Source organism: Cohnella sp. (assembly GCF_041641335.1).
In the GTDB taxonomy this organism is placed as follows: domain Bacteria; phylum Bacillota; class Bacilli; order Paenibacillales; family Paenibacillaceae; genus Cohnella.
In genome coordinates this window covers 1-16700 of the sequence record NZ_JBEPYQ010000131.1, presented here as the reverse complement: position 1 = coordinate 16700, position 16700 = coordinate 1, and the positions used below count along the sequence as shown (strand labels likewise).

16 protein-coding genes, 1 pseudogene and 1 other annotated feature are annotated in these 16700 nt (G+C 57.2%); all 17 genes and pseudogenes read left to right on the top strand.

Annotated elements, in window-relative coordinates; all coding sequences use genetic code 11:
- Positions 1-686 precede the first annotated feature (686 nt).
- Positions 687-1487 carry a serine O-acetyltransferase gene (cysE, locus tag ACESLM_RS28270; protein WP_372637456.1) on the top strand — a complete coding sequence of 267 codons (801 nt, stop codon included), beginning with the start codon at positions 687-689 and terminating at the stop codon, positions 1485-1487.
- Between the two features lie 7 nt (positions 1488-1494).
- Complete coding sequence (gene cysS, locus ACESLM_RS28265) at positions 1495-2907, top strand: cysteine--tRNA ligase (RefSeq protein WP_372637453.1); 1413 nt, start codon at positions 1495-1497, stop codon at positions 2905-2907.
- The gene (locus tag ACESLM_RS28260) at positions 2904-3344 is read left to right on the top strand and encodes a Mini-ribonuclease 3 (RefSeq protein WP_372637451.1); all 441 of its coding nucleotides are present in this window, start codon (positions 2904-2906) and stop codon (positions 3342-3344) included. The genes cysS and ACESLM_RS28260 overlap by 4 nt, the downstream gene beginning before the upstream one ends.
- Positions 3345-3573: 229 nt before the next feature.
- Positions 3574-4368, top strand: a complete 795-nt coding sequence (gene rlmB / locus ACESLM_RS28255) for a 23S rRNA (guanosine(2251)-2'-O)-methyltransferase RlmB (protein ID WP_372637459.1) — start codon at positions 3574-3576, stop codon at positions 4366-4368.
- Positions 4361-4909: an NYN domain-containing protein gene (locus ACESLM_RS28250; RefSeq protein WP_372637448.1), complete on the top strand. Its 549-nt coding sequence runs from the start codon at positions 4361-4363 to the stop codon at positions 4907-4909. The genes rlmB and ACESLM_RS28250 overlap by 8 nt, the downstream gene beginning before the upstream one ends.
- 171 nt (positions 4910-5080) lie before the next feature.
- Positions 5081-5731, top strand: a complete 651-nt coding sequence (gene sigH, locus ACESLM_RS28245; RefSeq protein ID WP_094050677.1) for an RNA polymerase sporulation sigma factor SigH — start codon at positions 5081-5083, stop codon at positions 5729-5731.
- 412 nt (positions 5732-6143) lie between these two features.
- Positions 6144-7577 carry an aldehyde dehydrogenase family protein gene (locus tag ACESLM_RS28240; RefSeq protein ID WP_372637446.1) on the top strand — a complete coding sequence of 478 codons (1434 nt, stop codon included), beginning with the start codon at positions 6144-6146 and terminating at the stop codon, positions 7575-7577.
- 322 nt (positions 7578-7899) lie between these two features.
- Entirely contained in the window at positions 7900-8049 is a 150-nt protein-coding gene (rpmG, locus tag ACESLM_RS28235) for a 50S ribosomal protein L33 (protein WP_094050645.1), read from the top strand.
- Positions 8050-8067: 18 nt separating this feature from the next.
- A complete protein-coding gene (gene secE / locus ACESLM_RS28230; protein WP_094050676.1) occupies positions 8068-8277 on the top strand; it encodes a preprotein translocase subunit SecE in 210 nt (69 codons plus the stop codon).
- Between the two features lie 25 nt (positions 8278-8302).
- On the top strand, positions 8303-8836 hold the full coding sequence (gene nusG / locus ACESLM_RS28225; RefSeq protein ID WP_094050644.1) for a transcription termination/antitermination protein NusG: 534 nt from the start codon (positions 8303-8305) through the stop codon (positions 8834-8836).
- A gap of 85 nt (positions 8837-8921) precedes the next feature.
- A complete protein-coding gene (rplK, locus tag ACESLM_RS28220) occupies positions 8922-9347 on the top strand; it encodes a 50S ribosomal protein L11 (protein WP_094050643.1) in 426 nt (141 codons plus the stop codon).
- Between the two features lie 123 nt (positions 9348-9470).
- Positions 9471-10166, top strand: a complete 696-nt coding sequence (gene rplA, locus ACESLM_RS28215) for a 50S ribosomal protein L1 (protein ID WP_372637443.1) — start codon at positions 9471-9473, stop codon at positions 10164-10166.
- 78 nt (positions 10167-10244) lie between these two features.
- Positions 10245-10421 (top strand) — a sequence feature (ribosomal protein L10 leader region).
- Between the two features lie 55 nt (positions 10422-10476).
- A complete protein-coding gene (gene rplJ / locus ACESLM_RS28210; protein ID WP_372637441.1) occupies positions 10477-10977 on the top strand; it encodes a 50S ribosomal protein L10 in 501 nt (166 codons plus the stop codon).
- 68 nt (positions 10978-11045) lie between these two features.
- A complete protein-coding gene (gene rplL / locus ACESLM_RS28205) occupies positions 11046-11408 on the top strand; it encodes a 50S ribosomal protein L7/L12 (protein ID WP_094050640.1) in 363 nt (120 codons plus the stop codon).
- Positions 11409-11539: 131 nt separating this feature from the next.
- On the top strand, positions 11540-12154 hold the full coding sequence (locus tag ACESLM_RS28200) for a class I SAM-dependent methyltransferase (protein ID WP_372637438.1): 615 nt from the start codon (positions 11540-11542) through the stop codon (positions 12152-12154).
- Positions 12155-12400: 246 nt separating this feature from the next.
- A complete protein-coding gene (gene rpoB, locus ACESLM_RS28195; protein WP_372637435.1) occupies positions 12401-15946 on the top strand; it encodes a DNA-directed RNA polymerase subunit beta in 3546 nt (1181 codons plus the stop codon).
- A 45-nt stretch (positions 15947-15991) separates the two neighbouring features.
- Positions 15992-16700, top strand: a pseudogene (locus ACESLM_RS28190) (DNA-directed RNA polymerase subunit beta'); the annotation flags it as partial.

The window sequence follows — 16700 nt, the reverse complement described above, 5'->3', positions numbered from 1 at the left end:
TTTACAATCGCAAGAGAATCCATGGTTCTTTGGGTTACGTATCGCCGGATCGATTTGAGGCCATATATTACAAAAAAATCAGCTAAATGCGCTTAAAAGGTGTCCACTTTCTTGACAGAGGTCCAGCGAGACCGCTAAATGCTCGGACGGGGCAGATGGCGTCTGATTAACGGTCTGTGGGACCGTTAAATGCCTGGACGGGGCAGTTGGCGACTGACTAACGGTCTGGCAGACCGCTAAATGCTCGGATGGGGCAGTTGGCGACCGATTAACGGGCGCCGGCATAGGCTCGCGCCCGGATAAAGTCCCGCGTCTTGTCACGGGTACGGGGTTGGGATATACTTGAGCTATATCGAAAACGTGCGACGAACAGGAGAGTAAGTTTTGCTGCAGAATGCACAGAGAGGGCGGCCATGGGCTGAAAGCCGCCTCGTTCTCGCAAAGCCGAAATGCGCCTGGGAGCTGCGCCGCCGAGCGGACGACCGGCAGGGAATGCGACGATGGTCGCGTTTGCCGCGTCTTCGTTAAGCGGTGCCGGGGGGATTCCCGTTACGATCCGTAGAGGAGCAGGCATGCCAAGTCACGGCGCTTGCTTAAGCAGAGTGGGACCGCGTCACGACGTCTCTGCAGCGATTATCGCTGCAGAGACTTTTTTTATAGAGAAAGAGCAAGGGGGGGGATGGGTCATGGGAATATGGCGTACGGTCAAGTCGGACATCGAGGCGGTATTCGAGAATGATCCCGCGGCCAGAAGTTGGTTTGAAGTCGTCTTTACGTATGCGGGGCTGCACGCGATATGGGCTCACCGCGTCGCGCAGTTTTTTTACCGCCGCCGGATGTATACAATCGCCCGCATCATCTCCCAGGTCAGCCGTTTCTTCACCGGAATCGAGATTCATCCCGGGGCGAAGCTGGGCCGCAAGCTGTTCATCGACCACGGCATGGGCGTCGTCATCGGCGAGACGTGCGAGATCGGGGAAGAGGTCGTCATCTATCAGGGAGTGACGCTCGGAGGTACGGGCAAGGAGAAGGGCAAGCGCCACCCGACGATCGGCAACCGGGTCGTCATCGCTTCCGGAGCGAAAGTGCTCGGATCGTTCACGGTCGGGGATCATACGAATATCGGAGCCAACTCGGTCGTGCTGCGGGAAGTGCCGCCGAACAGCACCGTCGTCGGCATTCCGGGGCGCGTCGTCAAGCGCAACGGCAAGAAGATCGGCGACCGGCTCGATCATACGAATCTGCCGGACCCGCTCATCGAGACGTTCCGGTTCATGCAGAAGGAGATCAACGATCTCAAGGCCGAGGTTGAACGGCTCAAAAAGGGCGGCCAGGCGGACGCTCGTCCCTCGGACGGCGGTCCCGGGCAGGCTCAGCCGCGCAACTCGTCCGAATACGAGCATCTGGGCGCGGAAGACGATTCCGGGCATGCCGGGAACGCGCATGATCTCGTGCACTCGCCGGAACTAGAGAAGAAAAGGAGCTAAATCAAACGTGAACTTGAAAATATACGACAGCATGACCAGGGACCTGCAGCCCTTCGTCCCGCGCGAGCCGGGAAAAGTGAATATGTACGTATGCGGACCGACCGTGTACGACTACATTCATATCGGCAACGCAAGGCCGGTTATCTTCTTCGACGTCGTGAGACGCTATCTGGAGGCGATCGGCTTCCAGGTCAACTACATCGTGAACTACACGGACGTCGACGACAAAATGATTCGCAAAGCGGCTGATATGAACATTACGGTGCCAGAAGTGGCGGAGAAGTTCATCGCCGCCTTCAAGGAAGACCGCGAGGCGCTCGGAGCGCTTCCCCCGACGGTGTCGCCCCGGGTAACGGAGACGATCGACGAGATCGTCGAGTTCATCCGCGAGCTGGTCGAACAGGGCAAAGCGTACGAGAGCGCGGGGGACGTGTACTTCCGCACGTCGACGTTCCCCGATTACGGGAAGCTGTCCCACAAAAATCTCGATGAATTGCAGTACGGCATCCGCATCGACGTGGACGAGCGCAAGGAGAACCCGCAGGATTTCGTCTTGTGGAAAGCGGCCAAGCCGGGCGAGATTCACTGGCCGAGCCCGTGGGGAGACGGCCGTCCGGGCTGGCACATCGAATGCTCGGCGATGGTGCGCAAGTTCGCGGGCGATACGCTCGACATCCACGGAGGCGGCCACGATCTTCAGTTCCCGCACCACGAGTGCGAGATCGCGCAGTCGGAATCGCTTACGGGCGAGCCGCTGTCGCGCTACTGGATGCACAACGGCTTCGTGAACATCAACAACGAGAAAATGTCCAAGTCGCTCGGCAACGGCGTTAACGTTCGCCAGCTTCTTAAAGGCACGAGCAAGTATGCGATCCGTTATTTGATGCTGGCCACGCACTATCGCAGCCCTCTGAACTTCAGCGACGAGACGATTCGCCAGGCTGTCAACAGCGTGGAGCGGCTGACCAATTGCCGCGACAACGTGAAGCACCGGCTGTCTACGGTGGCCAAGGGCAATCTTTCTCTGGCCTCCGATGCGGAGCTTAAGGCTCGGCTGGAGCAGCTGCGCGCCGATTTTCACTCGCGCATGCAGGACGACTTCAGCACGCCGGACGCGATTACGGCCTGGTTCGGCGTCGTGTCCGAAGCGAACGCGTATTTACAGCGTGAAGTCGTCAGCGAGACGGATCTGCTGTTCATCCGCGAGCTGATCGGCGAAATGAACGGCATTCTTGGCTTGCTTCCCGAAGAGACTGACGCGGAGCTGCTGGACGAGGAAGTGGACGCTCTGATTGCGGAGCGGACATCCGCGCGCGCGAACCGCAATTTCGCCAGGGCGGACGAAATTCGCGATTTGCTGGCGGAACGGGGCATCGTGCTGGAAGACACCCCGCAAGGCATCCGCTGGCGCCGCAAATGACGAGCCGCGCGCCAACGTCCGCCGTTCCGCCCGTCATCGCGCCGGTCGTCCCCTCGGACGTACCGGTCCGGCTGTTATCCCCGATCGTGCTCGCCTACGTGGGCGACGCCGTGTTCGAAGTGTATGTCCGCCAGCGGCTGATCGCGGGCAGCAGCCGCAAGCCACACGAACTGCACCGCGCGGCGACGAAATACGTGTCCGCCGCCGCGCAAGCGAAGCTGCTGCAACAGTGGTCGCCTCTGCTTACGGAGGAGGAGGCGGACGTCGTGCGCAGGGGGCGCAACACGAAGTCCGGCCAGCCTCCCCGGAATGCCGATCCCGCGGACTATCGCCAAGCGACCGCGCTGGAGTGTCTTGTCGGCTATCTGTATTACGAAGGGCAGAAAGAGCGCTTGGAGCAGTTGATGGAGCTGGCTTTCGCCGCCGAAACTGAATAAGCGCATTAAACGATAAAGGAAGATGGAAATGGGCAACAAAGATCCGAGATCGCCGGAAAGTCGTTCCGCTCAAGGCGGCAAGCCTGCCGCCAGGGGCAAGGGAGGGCGCAGCCTCGGCGGCAACCCGCCTTGGCGAGGCGATCGCAAGGAACAGAGACGAGACGCGCGGCCGACGCGCGGCGTTCAGCCGACCGAGCACGACGACGAACGGTGGAGCGAAGAGAGCGCGCTGAAGGGCGAAGAAGAGTACGTCGCGGGCAAGCACCCCGTTCTGGAGGCGCTCAAGGCCGGCCGCTCGATCAACAAAATATTCGTCTCCGCGCAGGCGCAGCGCTCTCTCGTGCAGCCGATTATGGAGGAGGCGAAGGCGCGCGGCATCGTCGTGCAGCAGGTGGACAAGAGCAAGCTCGACCGGCTCGTCCCCGACATGCAGCACCAGGGAGTCGTCGCCCAAGCGGCGGCCGTAGCCTACGCCGACGTGGACGAACTGCTCGCCCGCGCAGCCGAGCGGGGCGAAGCGCCGTTCCTCGTCCTTCTGGACGAGATCGAGGACCCGCACAATCTGGGCTCCATCCTGCGGACAGCCGATTGCACCGGCGTGCACGGCGTCATCGTGCCGAAGCGGCGCAGCGCCGGCCTGACCGCGGTCGTCGCCAAAACGTCGGCCGGAGCCGTCGAGTACGTCCCGGTCGCCAGAGTCGCGAATCTCGTGCAAACGATGGAGAAGCTCAAGGAAGCGGGGCTGTGGATCGCGGGAGCGGACGTCGGAGCGCAAGAAGGGTTCTACGACACGAATTTGACCGGCCCGCTCGCCGTCGTGATCGGCAACGAGGGACAAGGCTTGTCCAGGCTCGTGAAGGAGAGATGCGACTTTATCCTGTCGCTGCCGATGGTCGGCCGGATCAATTCGCTGAACGCGTCCGTAGCGACGGGAGTCATTCTGTACGAAGTCGTCCGTCAGCGCGGGCAAGCGGCGAAGAGCGGGAATTCCCCGTCGCCGGTGTCCCCTACCGGTCATGCGTGAAGGCAGGACGTTCCAGAGAGAGGACGTTCTGCTCGTCGACGGCTATAACGTGATCGGGGCATGGCCTGAGCTAAGCGCGCTCAAAGACGAGAAGCTGGAGGATGCGCGGGATCGGCTGCTGGATATGCTGTCGGACTACCAGGGCTACGCGGGACTGATCGTCATCGTCGTTTTCGATGCGTTCCGCGTGCCCGGCACCGGCAAGGAATACCGTCCGCGCAAAAAATTCAGCGTCGTCTACACCAGAGAGAAGGAGACCGCCGACGAATGCATCGAGCGGCTCGTCGGAGAGTGGCTGTCGGTCAAGCGCAACGTCTACGTCGCCACGTCCGATCTCGTCGAGCAGCACGTCGTCTTCGGGCGCGGGGCGCTCCGCGTGTCGGCGCGCGAACTGAGGCACGCGGTCCGGCAGAGCAGCGTCGATATCCGGACGGCCATCAGGAACGACCATCGGCTGAAGAAAAATCCGTTGGAAGGTATTTTGCCGGAGGACGTCCAGACGCGATTGGAGCGGATGAGACGGGGGCTTAAAGATTCGTGACGAAACATAAGGGAAAATGTCGAATCATGACTATAATTTACAAATTTACCATCCTGGCTCGAGGGCGAATAACGGCAAATCCATTGACGCTATGCGTCAGATCAAGTATATTGATAATAGTTTGGTAGAGTAAGAGGTTCCAGTACGCCAATGCAGACCGGAGGGATGTTCGTGAGCGTCGACTTGGAGAGACTGGCAACGCTTGAGTACGACTTCAGGGCCGACGAGGACATCGTTGAATTCGTTCGCTTGGGAGATAGCGGAGCGTTGGAGTACCTCATTCATAAATATCGCAATTTCGTGCGCGCCAAAGCGCGATCTTACTTCCTCATCGGCGCGGAGCGGGAGGATATCGTTCAGGAAGGGATGATCGGCCTCTACAAGGCGATTCGCGACTTCAAGGGCGACAAGCTGGCTTCGTTCAAGGCTTTCGCGGAGCTGTGCATCACCCGTCAGATCATTACCGCGATCAAGACGGCTACCCGTCAGAAGCATATTCCTCTGAATTCCTACGTGTCCCTAGACAAGCCGATTTACGACGAGGACTCGGACCGAACGCTGCTCGACGTCATCTGCGGCTCCAGGGTGTGCGACCCCGAGGAGATGATCATCAACCAAGAGGAGTTTTACGGCCTCGAGGACAAGATGACCGAGATATTGAGCGATCTGGAGCGCAAGGTGCTGATGCTCTACTTGGATGGCCGCTCCTATCAGGAAATCGCGGTTGACCTGGACAGGCACGTGAAGTCGATCGACAACGCCCTGCAGCGCGTCAAGCGCAAGCTCGAACGGTACCTGGAGATTCGCGACATAGGCAGTTAGCACTGATCCGATACATCCTTATACAGTAAAGCACAAGCAGCCAATCCGAAGCTGCTTTTTTTACGGCCTTGAGAGGTTAGTTCAAATGAACGACGATAGCGATAGAGCGGAAAATCCGCCTTAAATGTGGGCAACTGGCGATTTTGAAGAAAATAGAGCTGATTGTCCGCTTTAAAATGGGGAAAAGTTGATTTCTCGAAAATTAAAGCGGGAAATCGGCTCTAATTGCTCCGAATCGGCTCGACTGCCGGGAATAAAGCGGGAAATCCGCGTTATTGGCAACGTGGAATCGAGAGGGAACTGCACGCCCATACCGCAATCGCACGGGCACCGGATCGCGAAGCGTTTTCAGGGGCGGACTTGGCGTTAAATATTGAATCTAGCAAGATCGGAGAGAATGGGGTGGGATAAAATGGAAATGATAAAAGGGCTGTTTATCGGCGGCGGATGGCGGGAAGCGGGACGTTGCGAGGAGCTGCTTTCCCCCTATACGGGGGAGGTCGTCGCCAAGGTTCCCGCGGCCGACGAGCAAGAGACGCGCGAAGCGATCGGCGCCGCATACGAGGCGACGGGTGCAATGGCCGCCATGCCGGCGCACGAGCGGGCGGCCATCTTGGAGCGGGTCGCGGCGCTCCTCGATGCCCGTTCCGGGGAGGCGGCTCGCTTGATTGCGCTGGAAGCGGCCAAGCCGATCAAGGCGGCGCGCGCGGAGATCGCCCGCACGGTGCAGACCTACAAGTTCGCCGCCGAGGAAGCGAAGCGGATCGGCGGGGAGACGATTCCTCTCGACGCGGCTCCGGGAGGGGAAGGCCGATTGGCCTATACGGTACGCGAGCCGCTCGGCGTCATCGGGGCGATTACGCCGTTTAACTTCCCGTTTAATCTGGTCGCGCACAAGGTCGGACCGGCGATCGCCGCCGGCAATACGGTCGTGCTCAAGCCGGCCGAGCAGACGCCGCTGTCTGCGCTCTTCATCGCCGGGCTGTTCGCCGAAGCCGGGCTGCCCGCGGGCGCGCTGAACGTCGTTCCCGGACATGGCGAGACGGCCGGCGCGGCGATCGTCGAGGACGAGCGGGTCGCGATGATCACGTTCACCGGAAGTCCCGAGGTGGGCAAAGTCATCCGGGCGAGAGCCGGACTCAAGCGCGTCACCTTGGAGCTCGGCTCCAACTCGGCGCTGATCGTCGACAAGGACGCCGACCTGGACGCGATCGTGCCGCGCTGCGTGACCGGCGCTTTCTCCAACCAGGGCCAGGTATGCATCTCGCTGCAGCGCATCTATGTTCACGAAGAGATCTACGAGAGCTTCGTCCGCAAGTTCGCCGAGGCGGCCATGCGATTGAAGCAGGGAGATCCGCTCGATCCGGAGACCGATCTGTCCGCAATGATCTCCGGGCGGGAGACCGAAAGGGCGCTGACCTGGATTCGGGAAGCGACGGACGGCGGCGCGCAAGTAGCGGCGGGCGGCAGCGTCAGCAACGGCGTGCTGGAGCCGACCGTCATTACGGAGGCGGGACGGGAGATGAAGGTGTCGTGCCGCGAGGCGTTCGCCCCGATCGTCGTGATCGGCAGCGTGAAATCGGTCGACGAGGCGATCGACGAGGTGAACGACTCGAAATTCGGTCTGCAGGCGGGCATCTACACGTCCGATTTGTTCACGGCGCTTCGCGCGGCGGAACGGCTGAAGGTAGGAGGCGTCATGATCAACGACATTCCGACCTTCCGCGTCGACCATATGCCGTACGGAGGCGTCAAGGAGAGCGGAACCGGGCGCGAGGGCGTCAAATACGCGGTCGAGGAAATGACGGAAACGAAGCTGGTCGTCATCAACAAGAGCTTAAAATAGGCGAATTGGACGCTTGCTATGAAAATATTTTTCCGGGGCTGGCGATTAAATAGAACGAAAACAGGAAGAATGGTATTAACCGATGCCAGACATGCCCAGACGGTTTTCGTTGACATCGATTTGCCCCTGTGATAAATTATTTTAGTAACCTTAACGTGGTTTCTTATGCGCTGGCTCTGAATCATCGGCGAAACACCAGGAATTGTTGTCTTGATGGCTTGCCATCGGCCGACGATTTCAAACTCAGCCTTGGTTCGCCAAGCTGGAGTTTCCGCTGAATGGTTGTATTTTTATGAAGTCATGATCCCGGGAGGTGGAAGGGATGCGGGTGATCATCACGCTGGCTTGCACAAGCTGCAAGCAACGGAACTACACGTCGAGCAAGAACAAACGGACTCACGCCGATCGCATCGAGTTGAAGAAGTTCTGCAAATTTTGCAATGAACATACTCCTCATCGCGAGACGCGGTAACTCCTAGGAGGTATGAACGTGACTTTCCTGGCTAAAATGAAGCAAAACTTTGGGTCCTTTTTTTCGTTTTTTGCCGATAGCTGGAACGAACTAAAGAAAGTCCGTTGGCCCAACCGGAAAGAGCTTGTCAGCTACACGATCATCGTCATTGTGACCGTGGTTCTGGTAACGATCTACTTCTGGGTGCTGGACATCGGTATTTCATCCCTCGTCGATATGATCATCTGACGCAGGAACCAAAGGTGGCTTTTCCATGGAGAAAAGATGGTACGTAGTCCACACGTACTCCGGGTACGAGAACAAGGTTAAAGCGAACCTGGAGAAACGCGTGGAATCTATGGGTATGCAAGACAAAATCTTCCGCGTCCTCGTGCCGATGGAAGAGGAGATCGTCAACAAGGACGGCAAGAAAAAGACGGTTATGCGAAAAGTATATCCGGGCTACGTCCTCGTGGAGATGATCCAAACGGACGATTCTTGGTACGTGGTCCGCAATACGCCGGGAGTTACCGGCTTTGTCGGCTCCACCGGATCGGGATCGAAGCCGACGGCGCTCTTGCCTGACGAGGTGGAAGGAATTCTGCGTCACATGGGCATGGACGAGCCGAAGCCGGTCATCGATTTCGAGCTGAAAGAGAACGTCCGCGTCAAAGTCGGGCCTTTCGCCAATTTTGTCGGGTCCGTAGAAGAGATTCTCGCCGACAAGAGCAAGCTGAAGGTGCACGTCAACATGTTCGGCAGGGAAACCCCGGTTGAGTTGGATTTCACTCAAGTGGAGAAGATATAAGTATCTTTGCAGTTCGGGTTTCTTGAAAGAGCGGGAGGGACGAGAGTCCCGTTAAACCGCATTATGGGTCAGGGAGGTGTGCAACATGGCAAAGAAAGTGATCAAGCTGGTTAAGTTGCAAGTTAACGCGGGTAAAGCTAACCCTGCGCCGCCAATCGGTCCTGCGCTCGGTCAAGCTGGCGTTAACATCATGCAATTCTGTAAAGAGTTCAACGCTCGCACGGCGGATCAAGCCGGCCTGGTAATTCCGGTCGTCATTTCCGTATACGAGGATCGTTCCTTCACGTTCGAGACGAAAACTCCTCCGGCAGCGGTACTGCTTCGCGTAGCGGCGGGAATCCAAAAAGGTTCCGGCGAGCCGAACAAGAAGAAAGTCGCTACGGTTAAGCGCGCGAAAGTTCGCGAGATCGCCGAGCAGAAGATGCAAGACTTGAACGCGGCTTCCGTTGAAGCTGCAATGCGTATGGTCGAAGGTACGGCCCGCAGCATGGGCGTTACGATCGAAGACTAATCGCCTTAACGGCGGTTTGACGCGTCCGCACGGACGCGCTAGTGGGAGGGACAATCTGCCGTTTCCTGCTGAGGGATCGCGGATTGGAACAGACCGTTACTACCACAAAAGGAGGAGAACAACTTGGCTAAACACGGTAAGAAATTCAGAGAAGCCGCCAAGCTGATCGACCGCGACGCTACCTACGAATCGTTGGAAGCGATCGAGCTCGTGAAGAAAGCGGCAACGGCCAAATTCGACGAAACCGTCGAAGCTGCCGTCCGCCTCGGCGTTGATCCGAGAAAGCAAGACCAAGCGGTGCGCGGCGTAGTCGTCCTGCCTCACGGCACCGGCAAAACGCAACGCGTCCTCGTATTCGCGAAAGGCGAGAAGCTGAAAGAAGCTGAAGCTGCTGGAGCGGACTACGTAGGGGATGCTGACCTCATCAACAAAATCCAACAAGGATGGTTCGAGTTCGACGTCTGCGTCGCGACTCCGGACATGATGGGCGAAGTAGGTAAGCTTGGCCGTATTCTCGGGGGCAAAGGCTTGATGCCGAACCCTAAGGCTGGAACCGTAACGAACGACGTTGCGAAAGCCATCCAAGAGATCAAAGCCGGTAAAATCGAATACCGTCTGGACAAAGCCGGACAAATTCACGCTCCGATCGGCAAGGTTTCGTTCGACGCTGTCAAGCTGAACGACAACCTGAAAGCTTTGATCGACGCGCTGAACCGCGCTAAGCCAGCTTCTTCCAAAGGAATCTACCTGAAGAACATCTCGATTTCTTCGACGATGGGACCAGGCGCTCGCGTTAACGTAACGGCATATCGCCAATAGTTAATTCGGACCCGGATGGGGAAATGGCAACAAACGGTCTTTGACATCGGACCGCTTTAGTGGTAGTCTGATGAAGCTGACAAACGAATATGGATACCGTAGACCGTAGGTGCTAGGCGTATTGCCAAGCTTAATTTCCTACCGAGGTGTGTGAATAGAACTTTTCTTGTATGCCGGATGCCTAGCGCATCCGCGTGTAGAAGCGAGATCGCGTCATGCCTCCGCACAGTCTGCGGAGGCATTTCTTATGCCTCTGAGATCGTACGTGACGATATACGGTGTTATCCAAAAATCATAGGAGGTGCACACAATGGCAAATGCGAAAATCATTTCAGCGAAACAGCAAGAGGTCGACGCGATCGCAGCGAAGCTGCGCGAGAGCAGCAGCACGGTCATCGCCGACTACCGCGGTCTGAACGTGGCTCAAGTTACGTTGCTTCGGAAAGAATTGCGCGAAGCCGGCGTTGAATTCCAGGTGTTGAAGAACTCCCTGGTCAGCCGCGCTGCCGCAAGCGCGGAACTGAGCGATCTGGACGCCGTGCTGACCGGACCGACTGCAGTTGCATTCGGTGCTGATGCCGTAGCTCCAGCTAAGATTCTGAGCGACTTCGCTAAGAAGAACGACGCGCTGAAGATCAAAGGCGGTATCGTAGACGGAGTATTCTACGACGCGGCTCAAGTGAAGGCGTTGGCGGATCTTCCGTCCCGCGAAGGCTTGCTGTCCATGCTGCTTAGCGTACTTCAAGCTCCTGTTCGCAACTTCGCCCTCGCTGTCAAAGCGGTGTCGGAGAAGAACGAAGCGAGCGCGTAAGACCCTTTCGAACGCATTATCAAAAAATAAGAAGATCCCAGGGATCTCAATACATGGAGGAACATCAAATGAGCAAAGAGCAAATCTTGGAAGCCATCAAAACGATGACGGTTCTCGAACTGAACGATCTGGTTAAAGCAATCGAAGAAGAATTCGGCGTAACGGCTGCTGCTCCTGTAGCGGTAGTTGCAGGCGGCGCTGCTGAAGCTGCTGCTGAGCAAACTGAGTTCGACGTTATTTTGGCCGAAGCCGGCGCTTCCAAAATCAACGTTATCAAAGCGGTTCGCGAAATCACGGGCCTCGGCTTGAAAGAAGCGAAAGACCTCGTAGACAACGCTCCGAAGCCGATCAAAGAGAAGACTTCCAAAGAAGAAGCCGACGCTATCAAAGCTAAGCTTGAAGAAGCCGGCGCTAAAGTAGAAGTAAAATAAGAAGCGGGACCTCACAAACCCCTTGAAGATTTTCTTCGAGGGGTTTGTTCATGCGCAAAGTTGATCATGCTTAAAATACGTGAACAACCGCTTAGAGAAGGCAGCCTGACCGGTGTGCGGAGGAGTACGGAATGAACGATCATTACTATTCGGCGAAACCCAAATCGCAGAGCGACCGGCGCTCGTTCGAAACGACGCTGCGCGGCGTTCGTCTGAAGTTGACTTCGGACGCGGGCGTGTTTTCGCGGGACGGGGTGGACTACGGAAGTCGGGTGCTTATCGAGCATATGGACATTCCCGCGGATGCGCGGGTTCTGGATATCGGCTGCGGATACGGCCCGATCGGTCTCGTTGCGGCCCGCCTTGCGCCGCAAGGACATGTCAAGCTGATCGATATTAACGAGAGAGCGGTCGAACTGGCGGAAATGAACGCCAGAGCGAACGGCATAGGCAACGTATCGTTCGCCCGAAGCGACTTGTACGAAGCGGTACAGGACGACAGTTTCGACGTCATTCTGTCCAATCCGCCGATTCGCGCGGGCAAAGCCGTCGTGCACCGGGTGTTCTTGGAAGCCTTCGAAAGGCTCAATCCCGGAGGAGAGCTCTGGATCGTCATTCAGAACAAGCAGGGAGCTCCCTCGGCGAGAGCCAGGCTGGAAGAAATTTTTGGCGAGGATGAAGTCGCGGAAGTCGCCAAGGATAAGGGATTTCGGATTTACAAGGCCAAAAAGACGAAAAATGAATAAAAAATTTGACTTGACATTTTCGCTATGGTATTATTAAAAAATGTCAGTATTAGGATGGGCTAATTGTCTTCAACACAAAAGCCAGCAAACTCCGGTTCTTTTCCCAGGAATAAAACCGCATCGAATGGCGTATAATGGGTTTGTTTTGGGGTAAAGGCAGGATGAGTTGCCATTGTGCCGCCAACCGGCGCATAAGTGGCTTTTCTTTATTTATGTGTTGAAGCAGACTTAAGGGGTGAGGTTAAGTTGGCAGGACATCTTGTTCAGTATGGCCGCCGTACGCGGCGCAGCTACGCCCGCATTAATGAAGTGTTGGACGTTCCGAACCTGATCGAAATCCAGCAGCAATCGTACCAGAAATTTTTGGACGAGGGTTTGCGGGAAATTTTTCAGGATATTTCGCCGATCTCCGATTTTACGGGCAACTTGGTGTTGGAGTTTATCGACTACAGCCTGGGAGAGCCCAAATATTCGGTAGACGAATCGAAGGAACGCGACGTCACCTTCGCGGCTCCGCTTCGCGTGAAAGTGCGGTTGCTTAACAAGGAAACCGGCGAAGTGAAAGAGCAGGAAGTGTTCATGGGCGATTTCCCGCTTATGACCGAGACGGGCACGTTCATTATCAACGGCGCGGAACGCGTTATCGTCAGTCAATTGGTGCGCTCCCCAAGTGTCTATTTCAGTACGAAAGTGGATAAGAACGGCAAGAAGAATTACACCGCCACCATCATTCCGAATCGCGGAGCCTGGCTTGAGCTTGAGACGGATGCTAAAGATATTATATACGTGCGGATCGATCGTACGCGGAAAATTCCCGTAACGGTGCTTCTTCGCGCGCTCGGCTTCGGTACCGACGCGGAGATTCTCGATCTGCTCGGGCAAGACGATTTTATTCGCAACACGCTTGAGAAGGACAACACGGACTCGACCGAGAAAGCGCTCATCGAAATCTACGAGCGTCTTCGTCCGGGCGAACCGCCTACGCTCGAGAACGCGCGCAGCTTGCTGATCGCCCGGTTCTTCGATCCGAAGCGCTACGATCTGGCGAACGTCGGCCGCTACAAGGTCAACAAGAAGCTGCACATCAAGAACCGCCTGTTCAATCAGCGCCTCGCCGAGACGCTTGTCGATCCTTCGACGGGCGAGATCATCGCCGAAGCCGGCCAGATGATCGATCGCAGGCTGCTCGACCAGATCCTTCCGATGCTCGAGAAGAACGTCGGCTTCAAGAATTACCGCGTGGCCGGCGGCGTTCAAGAGACGGAAGACATTCCGCTGCAGACGATCAACGTGTTCTCTCCGATCGAAGACGGCAAAGTCGTGAAGGTCATATCCAACGGCATCATCGACAAAGCGGTGAAGAACATCACGCCGGCGGATATCATCGCGTCGATCAACTATTTCATGAACCTGCTGCAGAGCATCGGCAACACCGACGACATCGACCACTTGGGCAACCGTCGTCTGCGTTCCGTAGGCGAATTGCTGCAGAACCAGTTCCGGATCGGTCTGTCCCGGATGGAACGGGTCGTTCGCGAGCGGATGTCGATCCAGGACCAGAACGCGATCACGCCGCAAGCGCTGATCAATATTCGTCCGGTCATCGCGGCGATCAAGGAGTTCTTCGGATCTTCCCAGCTGTCGCAGTTTATGGATCAGACGAACCCGCTGGCCGAGCTGACGCACAAACGCCGTCTGTCCGCTCTCGGACCGGGCGGTCTTACGCGGGAACGCGCGGGCTTCGAAGTACGGGACGTTCACAACTCCCACTACGGCCGCATGTGTCCGATCGAGACGCCGGAGGGACCGAACATCGGTCTGATCAACTCGCTGTCGTCGTTCGCGCGGATCAACGAGTACGGCTTCATCGAAGCTCCGTACCGCAAAGTCGATCCGAACACGAACCGAGTCACCGAAGAGATCGTCTACATGACCGCGGACGAAGAGGATAACTACATTATCGCGCAAGCGAACGCGTTGCTGAACCCGGACGGTACGTTCCAAGAAGAGAACATTATCGTTCGCTACAACAAGCAGACGGACAACATCCTGACGATGCCGAGCGATCGGGTCGACTACATGGACGTTTCTCCGAAGCAAGTCGTATCGGTCGCGACGGCGATGATTCCGTTCCTCGAGAACGATGACTCCAACCGCGCGCTGATGGGTTCGAACATGCAGCGTCAAGCGGTTCCGCTGCTCATTCCGGAAGCTCCTTTCGTCGGAACGGGCATGGAGCACAAGTCGGCCAAGGACTCCGGGGTATGTATTGTATCCAAATACGACGGATATATCGAACGGGTGTCTGCCAATGAAATCCAACTGCGCCGCGTCGAGATCATCGACGGCAAGGAAGTCAAAGGCGACATCGTCAAATACAAGCTGCAGAAATTCATGCGTTCCAACCAAGGGACATGCATTAACCAACGTCCTCTCGTTCGCCGCGGCGACGTGATCAAGAAAGGCGACATCATGGCGGACGGTCCTTCCACGGACACCGGCGAGCTCGCGCTCGGCCGCAACGTCGTCGTTGCCTTCATGACGTGGGAAGGTTACAACTACGAGGATGCGATCCTGCTGTCCGAGAAGCTCGTACGCGAGGACGTCTACACTTCGATCCACATCGAGGAGTACGAGTCCGAAGCGCGTGATACGAAGCTCGGACCTGAAGAGATTACTCGCGACATCCCGAACGTCGGCGAAGACGCGCTTCGCAACCTTGACGAGCGCGGCATTATCCGCGTCGGCGCGGAAATCAGCGCGGGCGACATTCTCGTCGGCAAGGTTACGCCGAAGGGCGTAACGGAGCTGACGGCGGAAGAGCGCCTACTGCACGCGATCTTCGGCGAGAAGGCGCGCGAAGTGCGCGATACGTCGCTGCGCGTGCCTCACGGCACGGACGGCATCGTCGTCGACGTCAAAGTGTTTACGCGCGAGAACGGCGATGAGCTGCCTCCGGGCGTTAACCAGCTCGTTCGCGCCTACATCGCCCAGAAGCGGAAAATTTCCGAGGGCGACAAGATGGCCGGACGTCACGGAAACAAAGGGGTTATCGCCCGCATTCTGCCGGAAGAAGATATGCCGTTCCTGCCGGACGGAACGCCTGTACAGGTCGTTCTGAACCCGCTGGGGGTTCCTTCCCGGATGAACATCGGGCAAGTGCTTGAGGTCCACCTCGGCATGGCATGCAAGCTGCTCGGCATCCACGCCGCTACGCCGGTATTCGACGGAGCGACGGAGCACGACGTCTTCGATACGATGGAAGAGGCCGGCATGGCCCGCAACGGCAAATGGCGCCTGCGCGACGGTCGCACGGGCGAATTGTTCGAACGCGAAGTTACCGTCGGCGTCATGTACATGATCAAGCTGGCGCACATGGTTGACGACAAGATTCACGCCCGTTCCACGGGTCCATACTCGCTCGTTACGCAGCAGCCTCTCGGCGGTAAAGCCCAGTTCGGCGGCCAGCGCTTCGGGGAGATGGAGGTATGGGCGCTCGAAGCTTACGGCGCGGCCTACACGCTGCAAGAGATTCTGACCGTCAAATCCGATGACGTCGTCGGTCGCGTCAAAACGTACGAATCGATCGTCAAAGGCGAGAACGTGCCGGAGCCGGGCGTTCCTGAATCGTTCAAAGTACTGATCAAAGAGCTCCAAAGCTTGGGTATGGACGTGAAAATCCTGTCCGGCGACGAGCAGGAGATCGAAATGAAGGAAATCGACGACGAAGACGATTCCGCGGGAGATAAGCTGAATCTGAACCTCGAAGGTTCCGAAGTCGGCGTCGAATAACTTTAGGATCCGAAATCTTAGCAACGATGAAGGAGGGCTTGCTCCTTGTTAGACGTCAATAACTTTGAGTTTATGAAGATCGGTTTGGCTTCCCCCGACAAGATCAGATCGTGGTCCAGAGGCGAAGTCAAGAAGCCGGAGACGATAAACTACCGGACGCTGAAACCGGAAAAAGAAGGCTTGTTCTGCGAGAAGATTTTCGGACCGACCAAGGACTGGGAATGTCATTGCGGCAAGTACAAGAGAGTGCGTTACAAAGGCGTCGTCTGCGATCGCTGCGGCGTCGAAGTCACGCGGGCGAAAGTGCGCCGCGAGCGGATGGGTCATATCGAGCTGGCCGCTCCGGTATCGCACATCTGGTATTTCAAGGGCATCCCTAGCCGCATGGGTCTGGCGCTGGATATGTCTCCTCGTTCCCTCGAGGAGATCATCTACTTCGCTTCCTATGTCGTAACGGATCCGGGCGACACGCCTCTCGAGAAGAAGCAATTGCTCTCCGAGAAGGAATACCGCAGCTACCGCGACAAGTACGGCTACGCGTTCCATGCCGGCATGGGCGCGGAAGCGGTCAAGAAGCTGCTGCAGGACATCGATCTCGACCGCGAGCTGGAGACGCTCAAGGAAGAACTGCGCACGGCTCAGGGCCAACGCCGCAACCGCGCGATCAAGCGTCTGGAAGTCATCGAATCGTTCCGCAACTCCGGCAACCTGCCGGACTGGATGATCCTCGACGTGCTTCCGGTTATTCCTCCGG